Annotated in this window: 19 protein-coding genes; 12 read left to right on the forward strand and 7 right to left on the reverse strand. The window is 60.5% G+C overall.

The annotated features are described in order from the left end of the window. The first annotated feature begins 80 nt into the window (after positions 1–80). From AB9K37_RS10250 to AB9K37_RS10260, 3 genes are read left to right on the forward strand one after another with little or no spacing between them, the layout of a single operon-like run. Positions 81–536, forward strand: a complete 456-nt coding sequence (locus AB9K37_RS10250; RefSeq protein ID WP_369838057.1) for a DUF3429 domain-containing protein — start codon at positions 81–83, stop codon at positions 534–536. Beyond that, positions 529–981: a ribonuclease HI gene (gene rnhA / locus AB9K37_RS10255; RefSeq protein WP_369838060.1), complete on the forward strand. Its 453-nt coding sequence runs from the start codon at positions 529–531 to the stop codon at positions 979–981. The genes AB9K37_RS10250 and rnhA overlap by 8 nt, the downstream gene beginning before the upstream one ends. Continuing rightward, complete coding sequence (locus AB9K37_RS10260) at positions 978–1,601, forward strand: trimeric intracellular cation channel family protein (protein ID WP_369838063.1); 624 nt, start codon at positions 978–980, stop codon at positions 1,599–1,601. The genes rnhA and AB9K37_RS10260 overlap by 4 nt, the downstream gene beginning before the upstream one ends. 3 nt (positions 1,602–1,604) lie before the next feature. Here AB9K37_RS10260 and AB9K37_RS10265 read toward each other — a convergent pair whose 3' ends face one another. The 4 genes from AB9K37_RS10265 to def (AB9K37_RS10280) are packed head-to-tail and all read right to left on the reverse strand — an operon-like array spanning position 1,605 to position 3,762. Beyond that, on the reverse strand, positions 1,605–1,841 hold the full coding sequence (locus AB9K37_RS10265) for a hypothetical protein (RefSeq protein ID WP_369838065.1): 237 nt from the start codon (positions 1,839–1,841) through the stop codon (positions 1,605–1,607). Positions 1,842–1,844: 3 nt separating this feature from the next. Next, positions 1,845–2,759: a methionyl-tRNA formyltransferase gene (gene fmt, locus AB9K37_RS10270; RefSeq protein WP_369838068.1), complete on the reverse strand. Its 915-nt coding sequence runs from the start codon at positions 2,757–2,759 to the stop codon at positions 1,845–1,847. Next, the gene (def, locus tag AB9K37_RS10275; protein ID WP_369838070.1) at positions 2,756–3,247 is read right to left on the reverse strand and encodes a peptide deformylase; all 492 of its coding nucleotides are present in this window, start codon (positions 3,245–3,247) and stop codon (positions 2,756–2,758) included. Before def (AB9K37_RS10275) ends, fmt begins: the two co-directional genes overlap by 4 nt. Continuing rightward, positions 3,244–3,762 carry a peptide deformylase gene (gene def, locus AB9K37_RS10280; RefSeq protein ID WP_369838073.1) on the reverse strand — a complete coding sequence of 173 codons (519 nt, stop codon included), beginning with the start codon at positions 3,760–3,762 and terminating at the stop codon, positions 3,244–3,246. The genes def (AB9K37_RS10275) and def (AB9K37_RS10280) overlap by 4 nt, the downstream gene beginning before the upstream one ends. 99 nt (positions 3,763–3,861) lie before the next feature. Here def (AB9K37_RS10280) and AB9K37_RS10285 point away from each other — a divergent pair, with 99 nt between their 5' ends. After that, complete coding sequence (locus tag AB9K37_RS10285) at positions 3,862–5,034, forward strand: MalY/PatB family protein (protein ID WP_369838076.1); 1,173 nt, start codon at positions 3,862–3,864, stop codon at positions 5,032–5,034. Between the two features lie 15 nt (positions 5,035–5,049). Here the strand turns inward: AB9K37_RS10285 and AB9K37_RS10290 are convergent, their stop codons facing one another. Next, positions 5,050–5,400 (reverse strand): hypothetical protein, encoded by a 351-nt coding sequence (locus tag AB9K37_RS10290; protein WP_369838078.1) that lies wholly within the window; start codon positions 5,398–5,400, stop codon positions 5,050–5,052. Positions 5,401–5,521: 121 nt separating this feature from the next. Further along, the gene (locus tag AB9K37_RS10295) at positions 5,522–6,373 is read right to left on the reverse strand and encodes an SDR family oxidoreductase (RefSeq protein WP_369838081.1); all 852 of its coding nucleotides are present in this window, start codon (positions 6,371–6,373) and stop codon (positions 5,522–5,524) included. A 105-nt stretch (positions 6,374–6,478) separates the two neighbouring features. Here AB9K37_RS10295 and AB9K37_RS10300 point away from each other — a divergent pair, with 105 nt between their 5' ends. The 6 genes from AB9K37_RS10300 to AB9K37_RS10325 all read left to right on the forward strand — a co-directional run bounded on the left by AB9K37_RS10300 (position 6,479) and on the right by AB9K37_RS10325 (position 11,544). Continuing rightward, positions 6,479–6,871, forward strand: a complete 393-nt coding sequence (locus tag AB9K37_RS10300) for a winged helix-turn-helix transcriptional regulator (protein WP_369838084.1) — start codon at positions 6,479–6,481, stop codon at positions 6,869–6,871. 118 nt (positions 6,872–6,989) lie between these two features. Then, a complete protein-coding gene (locus tag AB9K37_RS10305) occupies positions 6,990–7,964 on the forward strand; it encodes a glutathione S-transferase family protein (protein WP_369838087.1) in 975 nt (324 codons plus the stop codon). A 60-nt stretch (positions 7,965–8,024) separates the two neighbouring features. After that, the gene (gene cobD / locus AB9K37_RS10310; protein WP_369838090.1) at positions 8,025–8,963 is read left to right on the forward strand and encodes a threonine-phosphate decarboxylase CobD; all 939 of its coding nucleotides are present in this window, start codon (positions 8,025–8,027) and stop codon (positions 8,961–8,963) included. Then, a complete protein-coding gene (gene cbiB, locus AB9K37_RS10315) occupies positions 8,960–9,862 on the forward strand; it encodes an adenosylcobinamide-phosphate synthase CbiB (RefSeq protein WP_369838093.1) in 903 nt (300 codons plus the stop codon). The genes cobD and cbiB overlap by 4 nt, the downstream gene beginning before the upstream one ends. A gap of 63 nt (positions 9,863–9,925) precedes the next feature. Continuing rightward, complete coding sequence (locus AB9K37_RS10320) at positions 9,926–11,098, forward strand: lytic murein transglycosylase (RefSeq protein ID WP_369838096.1); 1,173 nt, start codon at positions 9,926–9,928, stop codon at positions 11,096–11,098. Next, the gene (locus AB9K37_RS10325) at positions 11,095–11,544 is read left to right on the forward strand and encodes a GNAT family N-acetyltransferase (protein ID WP_369838099.1); all 450 of its coding nucleotides are present in this window, start codon (positions 11,095–11,097) and stop codon (positions 11,542–11,544) included. The genes AB9K37_RS10320 and AB9K37_RS10325 overlap by 4 nt, the downstream gene beginning before the upstream one ends. On the opposite strand, the gene smc is transcribed toward AB9K37_RS10325, so the two are convergent. Further along, a complete protein-coding gene (gene smc / locus AB9K37_RS10330) occupies positions 11,541–14,999 on the reverse strand; it encodes a chromosome segregation protein SMC (protein ID WP_369838102.1) in 3,459 nt (1,152 codons plus the stop codon). The genes AB9K37_RS10325 and smc overlap by 4 nt on opposite strands. A 132-nt stretch (positions 15,000–15,131) precedes the next feature. Between smc and AB9K37_RS10335 the strand changes: the two genes are divergently transcribed. Continuing rightward, complete coding sequence (locus AB9K37_RS10335; RefSeq protein ID WP_369838105.1) at positions 15,132–15,587, forward strand: GNAT family N-acetyltransferase; 456 nt, start codon at positions 15,132–15,134, stop codon at positions 15,585–15,587. A gap of 79 nt (positions 15,588–15,666) precedes the next feature. Next, positions 15,667–16,878 (forward strand): hypothetical protein, encoded by a 1,212-nt coding sequence (locus tag AB9K37_RS10340; RefSeq protein ID WP_369838108.1) that lies wholly within the window; start codon positions 15,667–15,669, stop codon positions 16,876–16,878. Positions 16,879–16,929 lie beyond the last annotated feature (51 nt).

Consider the following 16,929-nt stretch of genomic DNA (forward strand, 5'->3'; position numbering starts at 1 on the left):
GGCTCAAAGACCAGCGGCGTGAAACCGCTAGGGAGTGAACTAATTTCAACGGCCAACGGCCGCACTGATTGGAGTTAGTTATGACCAGAATCCCTTTGCCCGCCCTCATCTTAGGTTTTGCAGGCGTTATCCCCTTTGCGTGGGGCGCAGCCTGTATCCTGTACCCTGAACTGAATGAATGGAGCCTGATGACCTTGGGCTCGCGCATGTCTGCGCCGTACATCCAGCTGTCCTATGGCCTGATCGTGCTCTGTTTCATTTCGGGTATTCTTTGGGGCTTCTCGGCCACGGTCGAGGATGACACCCTGCGCGCCTATGGCCTTGGCCTGTCGTGCCTGCCGACCATCTGGGCCTTCTTCATGGTTGGGGATGGCACCATGAATTCCGCGATCAACCTGATTGTCGGTTTCGTCGCCCTACTGGCGCTCGACGTTTATTACAATTATCTGGGGATGAACCCGAAGTGGTGGCTTCAGTTGCGCATCGTGCTGACCATCCTTGTTGTCATCTGCCTAGGAATTACAGCTTTTGCCTGAACTATACGCCTACACCGACGGAGCATGCAGCGGAAACCCCGGTCCCGGAGGCTGGGGCGCCCTGTTACAGGCAAAGTCCGGTGAAGACGTGGTAAAGGAACGCGAGCTCAAAGGCGGCGAGACCGAGACGACCAATAACCGCATGGAACTCTTGGCCGCGATCAACGCGCTGGAGGCGCTAGAGCGTCCCAGTGCAATCACCGTGGTGACCGACAGCGCCTATGTCAAAGGCGGCATCACCCAGTGGATGTTCAGCTGGAAAAAGAACGGCTGGAAGACCAGCACCAAGAAACCGGTCAAGAACGAAGACCTGTGGCGCCGCCTCGACGAGGCCCGCCTCAGGCACGAAGTGAAATGGGAATGGGTCAAGGGCCACGCAGGCCACCCCGAAAACGAGCGCGCCGATGAACTGGCCCGTGCGGGCATGGCCCCTTTCAAGAAATGACAGCGACCTACGCCCTCGATCTAGCCGCGGTGTTTGTCTTCGCCCTGTCCGGCGCACTTGTTGCGAGCCGTCAGCAGCTGGACCCTGTCGGATTTGGCTTTGTCGCCTGCCTGACAGCGGTTGGCGGCGGCACGGTTCGAGATGTACTCTTAGACCGGAACCCTGTGTTCTGGATCGCGGATCCGATCTACATTCTGGCCGCTCTGCTCGCGGCGGCCTTGGTCTTCCTGATCGCGCCGCAGCTAGAAAGCCGTTATTCCGCTATCCGCTGGCTGGATGCTGTGGCGTTGTCTTCGGCGGTCGTCGCTGGCGTCTCTGCCGCGCATGACGTCCAGCAAGGACCGATGATTGTCACGATAATGGGTATGATTACGGGCTGTTTCGGGGGCCTAATGCGCGATGTGGTATGTAATGACGTGCCGCTCGTTCTACGTCACGGAGAGCTCTATGTGACCGCCGCGCTCGCGGGCTCGGTCACTTCGGCCCTGCTGTCGCTCATCATTGCCGATCCGTTGATCTACCTGTCCGCAGGCGCGGCAGCGACCTTTGTCGTTCGCGGGGGGAGCCTACTGTTCGGATGGAAGCTCCCGAATTACCGGCACCGCCCCCCGCGCCAGTAAACCCTAGCGGCGGAAATGCGTCGGGACGATGATCAGCGCCCCGATAGAGGCGATGATGGCGTTCAGGCCAGGGCTGCGAAATCCGATGCCGAACATGATGGTCACGAAGTAGAATAGAAACGCGCCGCCCACGCAGATCACGATGGACGGCAGATAACCATTGCGCGTGAAGCCCGAACGCTCGGACACGTAGCCCACAATCGCTGCGATCACTACGGTGCCGATCAATACGGGAAACATCGCTTACTCCGACCCTAGTTTTTCGCCTGTTTCAATGGGCCATCCGCGCAGAAAAGTGTCAGTGTCCTGAGCGCCCTTGCCCGCGCGCTGCGCCTTGGTGATGCGGACTGCGCCCTCTGCGCAGGCAACGGTCAGCGCAGGTCCGATCACAGTGCCAGCATCGCCCTGCCCCTCGGCCAGTTCGGCCGCCAGCAGTTTGATCCGCTCGCCCTTGTGTGTGGTCCACGCACCGGGAAAAGTTGCAAGGCCGCGGATCTGGCGGCTGATCTCAATCGCAGGCTTGGCCCAATCGACGGCGGCTTCGGCTTTGTCGATTTTCGACGCGTACGTAACGCCATCTTCGGGCTGAACTTCCGGCGTTAGAGTTTCGAGCGCCGAAAGAGCTTCAACAATACATTCCGCGCCCATGCTGGACAGGCGGTCGTGCAACTGATCGGTTGTCTCGGTCTCGCCGATCGGAGTTTCTTTGCGCAGCAAAACGGGACCAGTGTCTAGACCAGCCTCCATCTGCATGATGCAAATGCCAGTGGCCGCGTCGCCCGACATGATTGCGCGATGGATCGGTGCAGCCCCGCGCCAACGCGGCAGCAAAGAGGCGTGGATGTTCAGGCAGCCCTTAGCGGGCGCGTCCAGAATAGCTTGGGGCAGGATCAGGCCATAGGCCACAACCACCGCAATATCGGCATTCAGCGCTGCAAATTCCGCCTGCTCTTCCGCGCGTTTCAAGCTGACGGGATGGCGGACGGGCAGGCCCAAGGCTTCGGCGCGTGCATGGACGGGGGTTGGGCGGTCCTTCTTGCCGCGACCCGCAGGGCGGGGCGGCTGGCAGTAGACGCAAACAACCTCGTGACCCGCCTCGACCACTGCATCCAGCACCGGAACCGAGAAATCGGGCGTGCCCATGAAAACAACCTTCATTGGAACTTCCTCGATTTCCGCACCAGCATGTCGCGTTTCACCTTGGATAGGTAGTCGGTGTAGAGCTTGCCATTCAGGTGGTCGATCTGGTGCTGCACGCTGGTTGCCCAAAGGCCCACAAAATCCTTTTCCATCGTCTCGCCGTTTTCATCCATGTAGCGAACGGTGACCGCCCGAGGACGCTCAATCCGCGCCGACACTCCGGGCAGGTGCGGGCTGGCCTCTTCGTGCTCGCGCAGTTTCACCGAGGCGTGCAGGATTTCGGGATTCGCCATCCGCACGGCCTGACCACGTTCATCGCTGGCATCCACCACGATCAAGCGCTGCAAGACACCGATCTGGTTAGCACCCAGCCCAACGCCGGGCATCGCTTCCATAGTGTCGATCATGTCCTGCCAGATTGCGCGGATTTCGTCGGTGATCTCTTCGACCGGCGCGGCGACTGTGCGAAGACGCTTGTCGGTATAGGGCAGTGTCTTGCGTCTCACGAACGGGCCCGCTCTTTCTTCAACTTCATGGACTTGCGTGTGATCATCTGGCGCTTCATCGGGCCAAGGTAATCAATGAACAGCTTGCCGTTCAGGTGGTCGATCTCGTGCTGCACGCAGGTCGCCCAGAGCCCATCGAAATCTTGTTCCTGCAAGTTCCCATCGCGGTCCAGCCAGCGCACCTTGACCTCTTTGGGGCGTGTGACTTCGGCAAACTGGTCGGGGATCGACAGGCAGCCCTCTTCGTAGACGTTCGTGTCGTCCGAGTTCAGAATGACCTCGGGGTTGAACATCACCATCGGCTGAGGTGCTTCTCCATCCTCTTTGACGCAATCCATGACGATCACGCGATCCATCACACCGATCTGCGGTGCGGCCAGCCCGATGCCGGGCGCATCATACATCGTTTCCAGCATATCGTCGGCCAGCTTGCGCAGGTCGTCCGAGATGTCGGGCACGGGGGCACATACCTTTTTCAGGCGCGGGTCGGGGTGGATCAGAATGGGGCGTATCATAAAAATTCATCTAGGCGATGGGGGCGGATCGCGCAACGCCCCTTGCGTCCGCAAAACACCGCGATAGCCTGCCGGCAGGACTAAAAAAGGACGCACCCCATGAATTTTGACGAAATCATCGAGCGCGTGGGCACTCATTCCGCGAAATGGGACCAGATGGAGCCTTTGTACGGTGTCTCGCCCAAGGACGGGATTTCGATGTGGGTTGCCGACATGGACTTCCGCCCGCCCGCAGGCGTCCAGCGCGCCGTCGAGAAGATGGCCGAGCATGGGGTCTATGGCTATTTCGGCGGCGATCAGGACTACAAAGGTGCGATCCAGTGGTGGATGGACAACCGCCATGGCTGGACTGTCGATGCCAAGGCAATCATGACTACCCACGGCTTGGTCAACGGAACCGGCATGTGCGTGGACACCTACACCAACCCCGGCGACGGGGTCGTTCTATTCACACCCGTCTACCACGCCTTTGCCCGCACCATCCGCGCAGCGAGGCGCGAGGTGGTCGAGTGCCCGCTGGTGATCGAAGATGGCATCTACAAGATGGACTTCGATGCCTATGACGCCCAGATGACCGGCAACGAAAAGATGGTCATCCTGTGCTCGCCCCATAACCCTGGTGGCCGTGTCTGGACGCTGGAGGAACTGAAGAGCGTGGCCGCATTCGCCAAGCGCCATGACCTGATCCTTGTCTCCGACGAGATTCACCACGATCTGGTCATGCCTGGCAACAAACACCACGTCATGGCTGTCGCTGCGCCTGACATCATGGACCGACTGGTGATGATGACCGCCACGACCAAGACTTTTAACATCGCGGGCAGCCATACCGGCAACGTCATCATCCCCGACGACACCCTGCGCGCCAAATTTAGCGCCCGCATGATGGCATTGGGCATTTCGGGCAACTCGTTCGGTCTGGAGATGACCACTGCCGCCTATTCGCCCGAAGGTGCAGAGTGGGTGGATGCCTTGGTCGAGTATCTGGATGGCAACCGCCGCCTTTTGGACGAGGCACTCAACGCGATCCCTGGCGTGACTTCTATGCCGATGGAGTCGACCTATCTGGCGTGGGTTGATTTTTCTGGCACGGGCATGGACCAGTCCGAGTACAAAAAGCGCATCGAACAGGACGCCCGCATCGCAGCCAACCACGGCGAAACCTTTGGCAAAGGCGGCGAGACCTTCATGCGGTTTAACTTTGCAACGCCGCGCGCCCGCGTCGCTGAGGCGGCAGAGCGTCTGAAGGCCGCCTTTGGCGACCTGCAGTAAGTTGGGACTGCCCCGTTACAGGCGGGGCAGCAATCCCACAGGCGCATTGGGGTCTTCGGCGAAATCAACCGGAGCTTTGTCTGCGGCCAGTGTGCTGCGCTTGAACTCGTAACGCATTTCACCGTCGCCCACTTCGGACGCCACGATCAAGGCCTGTGACAAGTGACGGCCCGCGTCATACAGGTCGACCAGCCCGCGCAAATGGGGCGCGTCCTCGGTTGCGACCGAAAACCCGTTCGACCACATTTTCAGAACTTTGTAGCTCTCTTCGCCGTTCTGCACCCGCAAACGACTTTGACGGCGCTGGTTTGCAATCACAGCATCCCGCAACCCGTCCTCTACATCTTTTGGCAAAAACGTCGACATTTGACCCTCCATCGCGCACCAAGCATGACACGCGAAAGACTAAGGTCAAGTTTCCAATGGATAACTTCGACAAAGGTCGCGCGTTGCAGTCTTCGTGCAACGCGCGTGCCATCAGGCATTTTCATCGTTCCGCCAAGGCGGCAGCCACCACATCCGACAGGGGTGTCGTGGGCCGTCCGATCAAGCCAGACAGGGTTTTCCCGTCACTATATAGAGCACCTTTAGACGCTTCGACGTCAAAGCTGGCCAGCGCGCCAGCGAACCCTTCGGGCAGACCCGCCTGTGTCAGAGCTGCCGCATACTCAGTCTCGGGCAAGTTCACATAAGGAATCTGCTTGCCAGTCTGTTTGGACAGCTCGGCGGCCAATTCGGTCAGCGTGTAGGCCGAATCGCCCGACAGCTCATAGGTTTTGCCCTCGTGCCCCTCGCTGGTCAGCACGGCCACTGCAGTTGCAGCATAATCCACGCGTGAAGCCGAAGAAATGCGCCCATCGCCAGCCGCGCCAATCAGGGCGTTGTGTTCCACCGCAGCAGGTAGGCTCATGGTGTAGTTCTCAGTGTACCAGCCGTTGCGCAGCAAGGTGTGCGGGATGCCCGACGCCGCCAGCAGCTCTTCGGTGGCGACGTGTTCAGGGGCCAGCGAGAGCGTATTCTCGGTCGCGTTTAGAAGGCTGGTGTAGGCAACATAGGGGACGCCAGCCGCTTTGGCCGCATCAATGACCGCTGTATGCTGGCCGACACGCTTACCGATTTCGCTGCCCGAGATTAGCATCAGTTTATCCACGCCCGCGAGCGCAGGCTCTAGTGTTTCAGGCTTATCGTAATCAAAGGCCCGCACCTCGACACCCAGATCCGCCGCTTTCTCGGGCGAACGAACCAGAGCCACAATCTGCTCTGCGGGAACCTTGGCTTTCAATTGATTGATAACAATGCGGCCCAGTTGGCCGGTGGCGCCGGTGATCGCGATGGTCATTTCAAACTCCTCAATCGTGTTTCGATGACCCATAGCTAGATACAGCGCTTGTATTTCGTAAGTACGTACATAAATGTTAGTATATAGATTTTTTCCGGAGGTCCCATGACACCCCTCAGCGACGCCATCCACAGCGGTGCCCTACGCGGCAATGTTCTTGCCCGCACCTGCCCGTCTCGTGACGTCCTCAAACACGTCACCAGCCGCTGGGGCGTACTGGTTCTGATCGCCCTGCAGGGGAGCACCAAACGGTTCGCCGAACTCCGCCGGATGGTCGGCGGCGTCAGCGATCGTATGCTCGCCCAAACCCTGCAAACATTGGAAGAAGACGGTTTTGTCCGGCGCCATGATCACGGCGAAGTGCCCCCGCGGGTGGACTACACCCTGACCCCCATGGGCGAAGAAGTAGCCGAGCATGTGCGCGCTCTAGCCGACTGGATCGAGGGCAACCTGCTCCGCATCTTGAAACCCGAAAATGGCCCCGCAGAAACCGCCTAAAACTGCCCTATGTGCATTTTGGCAGGGGATGTGCGCGGCCCTACCTGTGTGCACGGCCTCGTGATCGCCCTACGTTCTGCTCAAACTGGATCACGAATTGACAGAATGCGAGGCCCCAATGGGACTGCTGGTAGACGGCGAATGGAAAGACAAATGGTACGACACTTCTGAAACGGGCGGCAAATTCGTTCGTGATCAGGCCAAGTTCCGGAACTGGGTGACCGCCGACGGCAGCGCTGGCCCTACCGGCGGCAGTGGCTATGCCGCCGAGAGCGGTCGCTACCACCTCTATGTGTCTTACGCGTGCCCTTGGGCGCACCGCACCCTGATTTTCCGCGCGATCAAGGAACTGGAATCCCACATCAGCGTCAGCGTCGTGCACCCCGAAATGCTTGGCGAAGGGTGGACCTTCTCGACCGACTACCCTGCGACGACCGGCGACACACTGTTCGGACTGGACTACCTGCGCGAGGTCTACACCAAAGTGCTGCCCGACATGACCGGCCGCGTGACCGTTCCTGTCCTCTTCGACAAAAAGACGAACACCATCGTGTCGAACGAAAGCGCCGAGATTATTCGGATGCTAAACAGCGCGTTCAACGACTTGACCGGCAACACCGACGACTACTGGCCCGTTTCTCTGCGCGACCAGATCGAGACGCTGAACAGCCGCATCTACGACACGGTGAACAACGGCGTCTACAAAGCGGGTTTCGCAACCTCTCAGGATGCGTATGACGAGGCGGTGCATCCGCTGTTCGACAGCCTTGACTGGATCGAGCAGATTCTCAACACCAATCGTTATCTGGCGGGTGATCACCTGACCGAAGCCGACTGGCGCCTGTTCACCACTTTAGTTCGCTTCGACTCGGTTTATCACCAGCACTTCAAGTGCAACCGAAAACGGATCATCGACTACCCCAACATGTGGGGCTACGTGCGAGAGCTGTACCAGCGCCCTGGCGTTGCACCGACGGTCAATCTGGACCACATCGTGCGCCACTACCACTATAGCCACGATATGATTAACCCGAACCGGATCATCCCGATCAATCCGGTGCTGGATTTCGACGCACCCCATAATCGCGGTTAATTTGTGCTTGCTCCCAGCCGTTCAATCGGCAACCTGCGCTTCAGAAAAGGAGGGCAGGGTATGGGGCCTGAGGTCAGGGATCATGGCGGCGGAATCGATGCTGCAATCAACCAGTTCGGCGGAACGCGCGCGGGCTGGCTTGATTTATCCACGGGTATCAATCCGGTCCCTTATCCTGTTGGCAAAATCTCTCAGGGAGACTGGACCGAGCTTCCCGATCAAGCGGCCCAAAACGCTCTGATGACCGCTGCGCGAACGTTCTGGTCTGTTCCAAAAGAGGCTGAGATTCTCGCGGCTCCGGGCGCATCGAGCCTGATCGCGCGTATACCAGCACTTGCTGAGACAGGGCGCGTTCACATCCCTGCGCCGACATATAATGAACATGCCGCGGCCTTTGTTGCGGCGGGTTGGACCCTGACAGACCAAGAGCCCGACGCGATGGTCGTCGTGCACCCGAACAATCCGAATGGGCGCATTCATCACCCCAATGATCTAAAGGGCAAGCTCGTCGTGATCGACGAAAGCTTCTGCGACATTGCGCCGGATGCCAGCATGATTGATCTCGCGCGCTACGAAAATGTGGTCATCCTGAAATCTTTTGGCAAGTTCTGGGGTCTGGCTGGGGTGCGACTTGGCTTCATGATTGGCCACCCCCGTTCGATTGCAAAGATGCGGGAGATGATCGGTCCTTGGGCCGTGTCGGGACCGGCATTGTCCATTGGGACACGTGCCTTGAACGACACCGCTTGGGCATCGCAAACCAGAATCCGCCTCAGCACAGAGGCAAACCGCATGGACGAGCTGCTAGCCCCCCACGGTCCGCGCGCAGTTGGCGGCACGCCGCTCTTCCGCCTATACGAAGTGGACGACGCTGCCGCCTGGCAAGACAAGCTGGCCAAGAAGCATATCTGGTCGCGAATTTTCCCATACTCGAAAACATGGCTACGACTTGGCCTGCCTGCCCCTGATCGATGGGAGCAGTTCGAGGACGCCTTATGAGCGCCGCACTCGTTCTGGCGATGGCGCTGGACAGCGTCATGGGCGAACCCAAAGCGCTGTGGGATCGCGTTCCGCATCCCGCAGTCCTAATGGGGCGTACCATCGATTGGGCGGACAAACTCTTCAACTCAGGCGACAACAAACGGCAAAAGGGTATCATTGCACTTGGCCTCCTGATCCTGTTCTGGATCGCCATCGCTGGTATTCTGTCCAGCTTCGGCTGGGTCGTGCAGATCGTCTGTGCCGCCATCCTGTTGGCTCAGAAATCACTTGTTGAACACGTCGAGGCTGTCGCCGCAGGTCTGCGCCAGACCATCACCAGAGGCCGTAAATCCGTGGCGATGATCGTGGGCCGCGATACCGCTGAGATGGACGAACCCGCCGTCGCCCGTGCCGCGATCGAATCCGCGGCCGAGAATTTCAGTGACGGCGTTATTGCCCCCGCCTTCTGGTTTCTGATCGGCGGTTTGCCCGGCATCGTCCTCTACAAATTGGTCAACACCGCAGACAGCATGATTGGCCACCGCACCCCGCGTCACGAAGAATTCGGCTGGGCCGCTGCGCGCCTTGATGACTGGCTGAACTGGGTGCCCGCTCGCCTGTCTGCGGTTCTGATCCTGCTGTCCCACGGCCGTCCCGACTTGTGGCGCGGCCTGCCCGCAGAGGCGCGACAGCACCGGTCCCCCAACGCGGGTTGGCCCGAAAGCGCAATGGCCCGCGTTCTGGACGTTTCTCTTTCTGGTCCACGCGCCTATCATGGACAAATGCAGGACTTCCCTTGGGTGCATCCTTCGGGGAACCGCTATCCCGGCCCAATGCAGATCGATGCAGCTTGCACGGTGCTGTGGCGCGCATGGGCCGGCATGGTTTTGCTGGCTGCTCTGATCTGGCTGATCTGACATTTTACCGTCGCGCCCCGAGTGCTAAGTTCTGTTCAAATCTTTGATCTACAGGACTTTCCTATGCGCCTCTTGACCGCCAGCTTCTTTGCCCTTGGCCTCGCCCTGCCCGCCTCTGCCCAAACTTGTGGAGGCAATTGGGGTAGTTTTATTAACGGGCTCAAGGCCGAGGCGATGCAGCGCGGCCACTCCCAAGCCACGGTCGACGCCTTTTTCTCGGGCGCACAGCAATCCGGCGCAGTTCTCAAGGCAGACCGTGCCCAAGGCGTCTTTCAAAAGGACTTCATCGAATTCTCGCGGATGCTGATGAGCCAGAACCGCATGCAGGCCGGCGCGCAAAAATGGCGCCAGTACCGCAGCACCTTTGATCGTATCCAGCAGCAGTACGGCATCAACCCCGGCGTGCTGCTGGCGTTTTGGGCGTTCGAAACCGACTACGGCGGGTTCCAAGGCGATTTCAACACACGCAACGCTCTGGTCACCTTGGCCCATGACTGCCGCCGCCCCGAGCTCTTCCGCCCGCAGGTGCTGTCCGCCATCCGCCTGTTCGAAAAGGGCGATTTCGCCCCCCAGACGACCACGGGCGCTTGGGCTGGCGAGATCGGCATGGTTCAAATGCTGCCCGGCGACATTTTGGAAAACGGCGTGGACGGCGATGGCGACGGTCATGTCAGCCTAAAAACCTCGGCACCCGATGCGCTGATGTCCGGCGCCAAGATGCTGTCCGGCCTTGGCTGGCGTCCCAACGAGCCGTGGCTCCAAGAGATCGTCGTGCCGCAAAATCTGGACTGGAGCCAAACCGGACTCAAAACCCGCAAAACCGCCGCCGAATGGCAAGCGATGGGCGTTCAGGCACGCAGTGGGCAAATGCTGCGTCCTGATCTACCCACATCCATTATCCTGCCCATGGGACGCAAAGGTCCAGCCTTCCTCGCCTATCCCAACTTCAACGTCTATTTCGAGTGGAACCAGAGCTTCACCTACGTCCTGACCGCCGCCTATTTCGGCACACGCCTCGAAGGCGCTCCGGTCTACAACGCGGGCAACCCCGACCCCGGACTGAGCGGCCCGCAGATCAAACAGCTACAGCAGAAGCTACAAGCGCGCGGCTATGACGTGGGTGGCGCGGACGGTATCTTGGGCGAGAAATCCCGCGAGGCTGTGCAAGACATCCAGCAAAAACTGGGCCTGCCCGCCGATGCATGGCCGACCCAAGCGCTGCTGAACCAGCTATGATCCTGAGGCTGGCGACACAGGACGATCTGGCTCAGGTCGTCCAACTCTATCGCCACCTGATCCCCGAAGAAGAACCCTGCAACCTCAACACTGCAGAGGCTTCTTTCACGCAACTCATGCAGTGGCATGGCAGCGGGATCATCGTGGCCGACCAAGATGGTGCGATCATGGCAAGCTGTACTCTGGTGGTTATCCCGAACCTGACACGCGGCGGCAAACCCTATGGACTGATCGAAAACGTGGTCACACATGCGGACGCCCGCCGCACGGGCCTAGGCCGCCAAGTCCTGCATTTCGCCGCCGAGCAGGCGTGGGATGCAGGCTGCTACAAGGTGATGCTGCTGACGGGCACGGATCGCCCCGACAATCACGCTTTCTACGCTGCCGCCGGTTTCGAGCAGTCCAAAACTGGCTTTCAAATGCGCCGCCACCCCAAGCGGGCTTAGGCCACCATCGACTCTGCTTTTTTCAGGTCCACGGAGACCAGCTGACTGACCCCTTGTTCGGCCATTGTCACGCCGAACAGGCGGTCCATCCGCGCCATTGTTACCGCGTGGTGAGTGATGATCAGGAAGCGCGTCTCGGTGCGGCGGGTCATCTCGTCCAAGAGATCGCAGAAGCGCGTCACGTTCGCGTCGTCCAAAGGCGCATCGACCTCGTCAAGCACACAGATCGGGGCAGGGTTCGCAAGGAACACCGCAAAGATCAGCGCGAGCGCAGTCAGCGTCTGCTCCCCGCCAGACAACAAGCTCAGCACGCTCAGCTTCTTGCCCGGCGGCTGGCACATGATCTCTAGACCCGCATCCAAGGGATCGTCGCTCTCGACCATGACCAGCTTGGCCTCGCCCCCGTTAAAGAGGTGGGTGAACAGCATCCCGAAGTTTTCGTTCACCTGATCAAAGGCCGCCAGCAATCGCGCGCGCCCTTCTTTGTTCAGGCCGGAAATGCCGGTGCGCAAGGCTTTGATCGCCTCTTCCAGATCGTGCTTTTCGCCGACCAGAGTGTCATGCTCTTCGGCCACTTCGCGCATGTCCTCTTCGGCGCGCAGGTTCACCGCCCCCAAGGCATCGCGCTGACGACGCAGACGGGTGACGTCCTCCTCCAGCACATCAGAGGCGGGCATGTTCTTGGGGTCCAATTCCAAGCGCGCCAGCAAAGCATTCGGAGTGACTTCCAACTCTTCTTCGATCCGATCTGCGGCATGCTGCACCGTCTCGCGGGCGCCGTCCAAGCGGGCCTCGGCGCGGGCGCGGGCCTCTCGGGCCTCGCCAGCCTGACGCTCGCAATCGCGGCTCGCGATATCGGCGGCGCGCAAGGCTGTCTCAGCCGCGGCCAAGGCATCACCCGCCGCGCTCCTGCGTCGCTCTGCGTCCTCAATCTGCGCGTTCATCTCTTCGCGGCGGATCTCAATCTCTTCGGGCGCGGCGCAGGCCTCGTCCAGTTCGATCTCGGTGTCCTCTTTGCGGGCCTGCAATTCCTCGGCGCGCAGGTTCGCGGTCTCAAGGCGGTGACGCCAGCCCGACAATTCCTGCGTCACCTGCTGGCTGCGCTTCAGACGCGCCTCGCCCTCTCGCTTCACCGCATCCCACATGGACCGCTTGGTCATCATGGTCATCCGCGACGCTTCGACCGTCAGCTTCAGATCCTCGATCTCGGCACGTGCGGCCTCCAGATCCCCCAGATCCTCAGCGGCAGCTTCGGCCTCCGTCAGCGCTTCACGCGCCGCCAAGGCATCATCAGAATGACGGCGCACCGACAGGTCCAGCGTTTCCAGTTTGCCCTCGGCGAGGTTGCGCTCTGCTTCCAGTCGAGACAAGCGGCGGCCCGCTTCGGCCACCTGCTGGTCCGCCATCCGGCGCGCATCCCGCGCAGCCGCATCGGCCCGCGCCAATTCCGCCAGTTCCGCACCAACCTCTTCGTGAGCCGCGCGGGCGTCCTCGGCACGAATTTCGGCTTCGTCCAGTTCCTCGCGCAGACGCTCCAAACGGTTCAACTGCTCCAGACGCAAGGCCGCAGCGGTCGGCGCCTCTTCGGCGTTTGCGTGCAGACCGTCCCAACGCCAGAGGTCGCCTTCAACACTGACCAACCGCTGCCCCGGCGCCAAAACGGCGTGCAGACGCGCGCCATCCTCGGCCGATACGATCCCGATCTGGGACAAGCGGCGGGCCAAAACGGCGGGCGCCTCGACCACCTCGGCCAAGGGCCGGACCCCGGCGGGCAATGTCTGAGGCACCGCGTATTCCGGCAGCAACGTCCACCCGCTCTCGCCCTCTCGGACGGCGGGCTGGCGCAGATCATCGGCCAGCGCTGCGCCCAAAGCCTTTTCATACCCAGCGGTCACATGCAGTTGATCCAGCAGCGGCGCGCTGTCCGACTCATCCCGCGACACCAGTTTGGCCAACGCGCCCGCTTCGGCGCGCAAGGTATTGGCCGCACCCTCTGCCTCGGCACGGGCCGCGCGGGCGGCGTTTTCGCGGTCCTGCATCTGGGACCGCGCGCTTTCGGCATCTGACAAGGCGATCTCTGCCGCCTCGGCCTGCGCCTGCGCGATCGCTTCCTCTTCTTCTGCGCGCGCTAAATCTTCGCTCGCACGGGCCAAGATATCGCGGGCTTCGGCAACCGCCTGACGCGCCCGTTCGCCTTCGGCTTCGGCCTTGTCCAAGGTCCGGCGTGTGTCCGACAGCAGGCGCTGCACGGACTGGTGACGCGCAGCCAAACGGGCCACATCTTCGGTCCGCTCGCTCAGGTCAGCCTCGCGTTCCGCCAGAACAGCCGCCGCTTCGGAGGCGGCATCGCTGGCTTCAGCCAGTCGCTCCTCTTGGCCTTCGCTGGCCTTGGCCAGTTCACGCGCTTCCCATTCCAACCGTTCAATCGTCTCGCCTGCGTCCCGGTTCAAACCGGATTCGCGGTCAATATCCTGCGCAAGCTGAGTGATCCGGCCCTGCAGCGTCCGAATGCGGTCCTGCGCCTGTTTTTCCTGATCGGACAGGGCATCGCGGGTCGCCTGCAAGCGCTGTAAAATTGCGCTGGCCACGGCCTCTTCCTCGCGCAGCGGCGGAAGCAATCCCTCGCATTCCTCTCGGGCAGCAGAGGCTTTGCGCGAGTCCGACTCGGCCTGAGAGGCGGTCAAACTAGCCTGACGCAGCACCTCTTCGGCGGCCATCCGCGCGTCGTCCGCCTCGCGCCAACGGCGGTACAAGAGCTGCCCCTCGGACTTCCGCAACTCTTCGCCAATCGCGCGGTAACGCGCGGCCTGCTTGGCCTGACGCTGCAGCGTGGCCAACTGCTGGCTGAGTTGGTCAATCACATCGTCCACGCGGGTCAGATTGCCCTCGGTCGCCTTGAGCCGCAATTCGGCCTCGTGGCGACGCTGATAGAGCCCCGAAATCCCTGCCGCCTCTTCCAGAATGCGGCGGCGTGCCTTGGGTTTGGCGTTGATCAGCTCCGAAATCTGCCCCTGACGCACAAGCGCCGGCGAATGCGCCCCGGTCGAGGCATCCGCGAACAGCATCTGAATATCGCGCGCCCGCACATCTTTGCCGTTGGCCTTGTAGGCGCTGCCCACATCACGGGTGATGCGGCGCACTACGTCCACGCTATCCTGATCGTTGAAGCCCTGCGGCGCCAGACGGTCCGTGTTGTCCAAGTGCAGGGACACTTCGGCAAAGTTCTTGGCCGGACGGGTCGAAGCCCCTGCAAAGATCACGTCCTCCATGCCGCCGCCGCGCATGGCGGTCGGGCGGTTCTCGCCCATGACCCAGCGCAGCGCTTCCAGAAGGTTGGACTTACCGCATCCGTTAGGGCCCACCACCCCTGTCAAACCGTCGTGGATTATCAAATCCGTTGGGTCTACAAAGCTTTTGAAGCCAGTCAGGCGAAGTTTGGTGAACTTGAGGGGCATTGTGTTCCTGCGCGAGTCGTAAGGCGCTTATTTTGCAGGCGGCATCGGACCAGAGTCAACGGAACCCCATCACGATCTATTGTTTATGCACGGCTTATCCACAAGATATTGCGGAAACCAAGAGGCACACAGATGACTGTTACTGTTGCGGTCGGCAACCCACATGCCCCCGACTCCACCGCCTTGTTACAGGCCAGCCACGCACTCATGCTCTCGCTCTTTGACGCGGAGTCCTGTCACTTTTTGTCGATCGACGCGCTGTGCGTGCCAGAGATCACATTCTTTGAAGGGCGGATCGACGGCGTTACGCGGGGGTGCTGCGCCATCGCTCGCAAAGACGGCTATGGCGAGATTAAATCGATGTTCGTGGACCCGACCTTTCGGGGTGCAGGGCTCGCTGATTCGATGCTCGAGGCGATCTTTGCCGTCGCCCGCGACGAAGGGATCCCAATGCTCAGACTCGAGACCGGAACCCTGCTGACAGCGGCGCACAAGCTATATCAACGCCACGGCTTTACCTTCTGCGGACCCTTTGGAGATTACACAGAGCACCCCGACAGCCTGTTCATGGAAAAGCCCATGACCTAGGGTGCGACACTTTGGGACTTCACATTCCAACTTGTGAATACTAATATATTCACAAAGACGAATACGTCAGGAGAGTCCCATGTCGATTCACACTTCCAAAGCCGCGGACAAATATGTCCCCACCTACTTCCTCGGCTCCGTCGGAGCTGGCGGCCTTGCCGTCACGTTCTTTATGTATCTGATGTTCTGGGTCCCGCATCCCGGCAAGCCTGTCCCCGTCTTCGAGGACATTCGCGCCGCGTTCGAAACCGGTACGCTGCCGCTGCAAGCCGCCATCATCGTCGCCGCTCTGGGCATCGCCGTGTTTGCCTTCATGAACATCAAAGCACTGATCTGGAACCTCGGCCAGCTGTCCAAATTCAAGCAGACCGAAGCCTATACCAAACTGCGCAATTCTAATGGGGAAACCACCTTGCTCGCCGCACCTCTGGCCGTTGCCATGAGCATTAACGCCAGCTTTATCGTCGGTCTCGTGTTCGTGCCGCAGCTGTGGAGCATCGTCGAATACCTGTTCCCGATGGCGATGGTTGCCTTCGCGTTGACCGGTGTGTGGGCTGTTCGCCTGATCGGCGACTTCCTTGGCCGCGTGCTGTCCAAGGGCGGGATCTTTGATGTGACCGCGCACAACTCTTTTGCCCAGATGCTGCCTGCGTTTGCTCTGGCCATGGTTGCCGTTGGACTGTCCGCCCCCGCCGCGATGTCGCATACCACCGCGACAGTCGGTGCGAGCCTCGTGCTCTCCAGCATCGTAGGAGTGGCTGCCGTGCTCTATAGCGCTGTCGCTGTTATCACGGCGTTCAACTCGATGCTGCACTACGGCACTGCCAAAGAAGCTGGCCCGACCCTGATGATTATCGTCCCGCTGATGACTGTACTCGGGATCATGGTCCTGCGCCAAGATCACGGCCTGCACACCACCTTCGAGGTGCACACCACCGCAGGCGAAACCATGGTCTTCTTGGCCAAGCTGCTGGCAGTCCAACTCGTGTTCCTTGGCCTTGGCATGACGGTTCTGCGCCGCCAAGGGTACTTCAAGGATTTCGTTCTGGGTCAGAAAACCTCTGCTGGGTCCTACGCTCTGGTCTGCCCCGGTGTCGCGCTGAGTGTCATGTTGCATTTCTTCGTCAACAAGGGGCTCGTGGCTGCTGGCGTGATCACCAAGTACGACATGACCTACTGGAGCATCACCGCCATCGCCCTGATCGCACAATTCGCGATGGTTGCCTTGGTCTTCCGCCTGAACCGCCAGCACTTTGCCACCTCAGAGGCCACGGCGGTGCCCGCAGAATAAAACCACCACTCTCTTTTCCATCCCTGGAAAGACTTGGGCGCCCTTCGGGGC

This window comes from Donghicola sp. XS_ASV15, assembly GCF_041224595.1.
Classification (GTDB): Bacteria; Pseudomonadota; Alphaproteobacteria; order Rhodobacterales; family Rhodobacteraceae; genus Donghicola.

Coding starts and splice junctions, on each gene's coding strand:
- AB9K37_RS10250 (WP_369838057.1), top strand. CDS start 81: ATGACCAGAATCCCTTTGCCCGCCCTCATCTTAGGTTTTGCAGGCGTT.
- AB9K37_RS10260 (WP_369838063.1), top strand. CDS start 978: ATGACAGCGACCTACGCCCTCGATCTAGCCGCGGTGTTTGTCTTCGCC.
- AB9K37_RS10265 (WP_369838065.1), bottom strand. CDS start 1,841: ATGTTTCCCGTATTGATCGGCACCGTAGTGATCGCAGCGATTGTGGGC.
- fmt (WP_369838068.1), bottom strand. CDS start 2,759: ATGAAGGTTGTTTTCATGGGCACGCCCGATTTCTCGGTTCCGGTGCTG.
- def (WP_369838073.1), bottom strand. CDS start 3,762: ATGATACGCCCCATTCTGATCCACCCCGACCCGCGCCTGAAAAAGGTA.
- AB9K37_RS10285 (WP_369838076.1), top strand. CDS start 3,862: ATGAATTTTGACGAAATCATCGAGCGCGTGGGCACTCATTCCGCGAAA.
- AB9K37_RS10290 (WP_369838078.1), bottom strand. CDS start 5,400: ATGTCGACGTTTTTGCCAAAAGATGTAGAGGACGGGTTGCGGGATGCT.
- AB9K37_RS10295 (WP_369838081.1), bottom strand. CDS start 6,373: ATGACCATCGCGATCACCGGCGCCACCGGCCAACTGGGCCGCATTGTT.
- AB9K37_RS10300 (WP_369838084.1), top strand. CDS start 6,479: ATGACACCCCTCAGCGACGCCATCCACAGCGGTGCCCTACGCGGCAAT.
- AB9K37_RS10305 (WP_369838087.1), top strand. CDS start 6,990: ATGGGACTGCTGGTAGACGGCGAATGGAAAGACAAATGGTACGACACT.
- cobD (WP_369838090.1), top strand. CDS start 8,025: ATGGGGCCTGAGGTCAGGGATCATGGCGGCGGAATCGATGCTGCAATC.
- cbiB (WP_369838093.1), top strand. CDS start 8,960: ATGAGCGCCGCACTCGTTCTGGCGATGGCGCTGGACAGCGTCATGGGC.
- AB9K37_RS10320 (WP_369838096.1), top strand. CDS start 9,926: ATGCGCCTCTTGACCGCCAGCTTCTTTGCCCTTGGCCTCGCCCTGCCC.
- AB9K37_RS10325 (WP_369838099.1), top strand. CDS start 11,095: ATGATCCTGAGGCTGGCGACACAGGACGATCTGGCTCAGGTCGTCCAA.
- smc (WP_369838102.1), bottom strand. CDS start 14,999: ATGCCCCTCAAGTTCACCAAACTTCGCCTGACTGGCTTCAAAAGCTTT.
- AB9K37_RS10335 (WP_369838105.1), top strand. CDS start 15,132: ATGACTGTTACTGTTGCGGTCGGCAACCCACATGCCCCCGACTCCACC.
- AB9K37_RS10340 (WP_369838108.1), top strand. CDS start 15,667: ATGTCGATTCACACTTCCAAAGCCGCGGACAAATATGTCCCCACCTAC.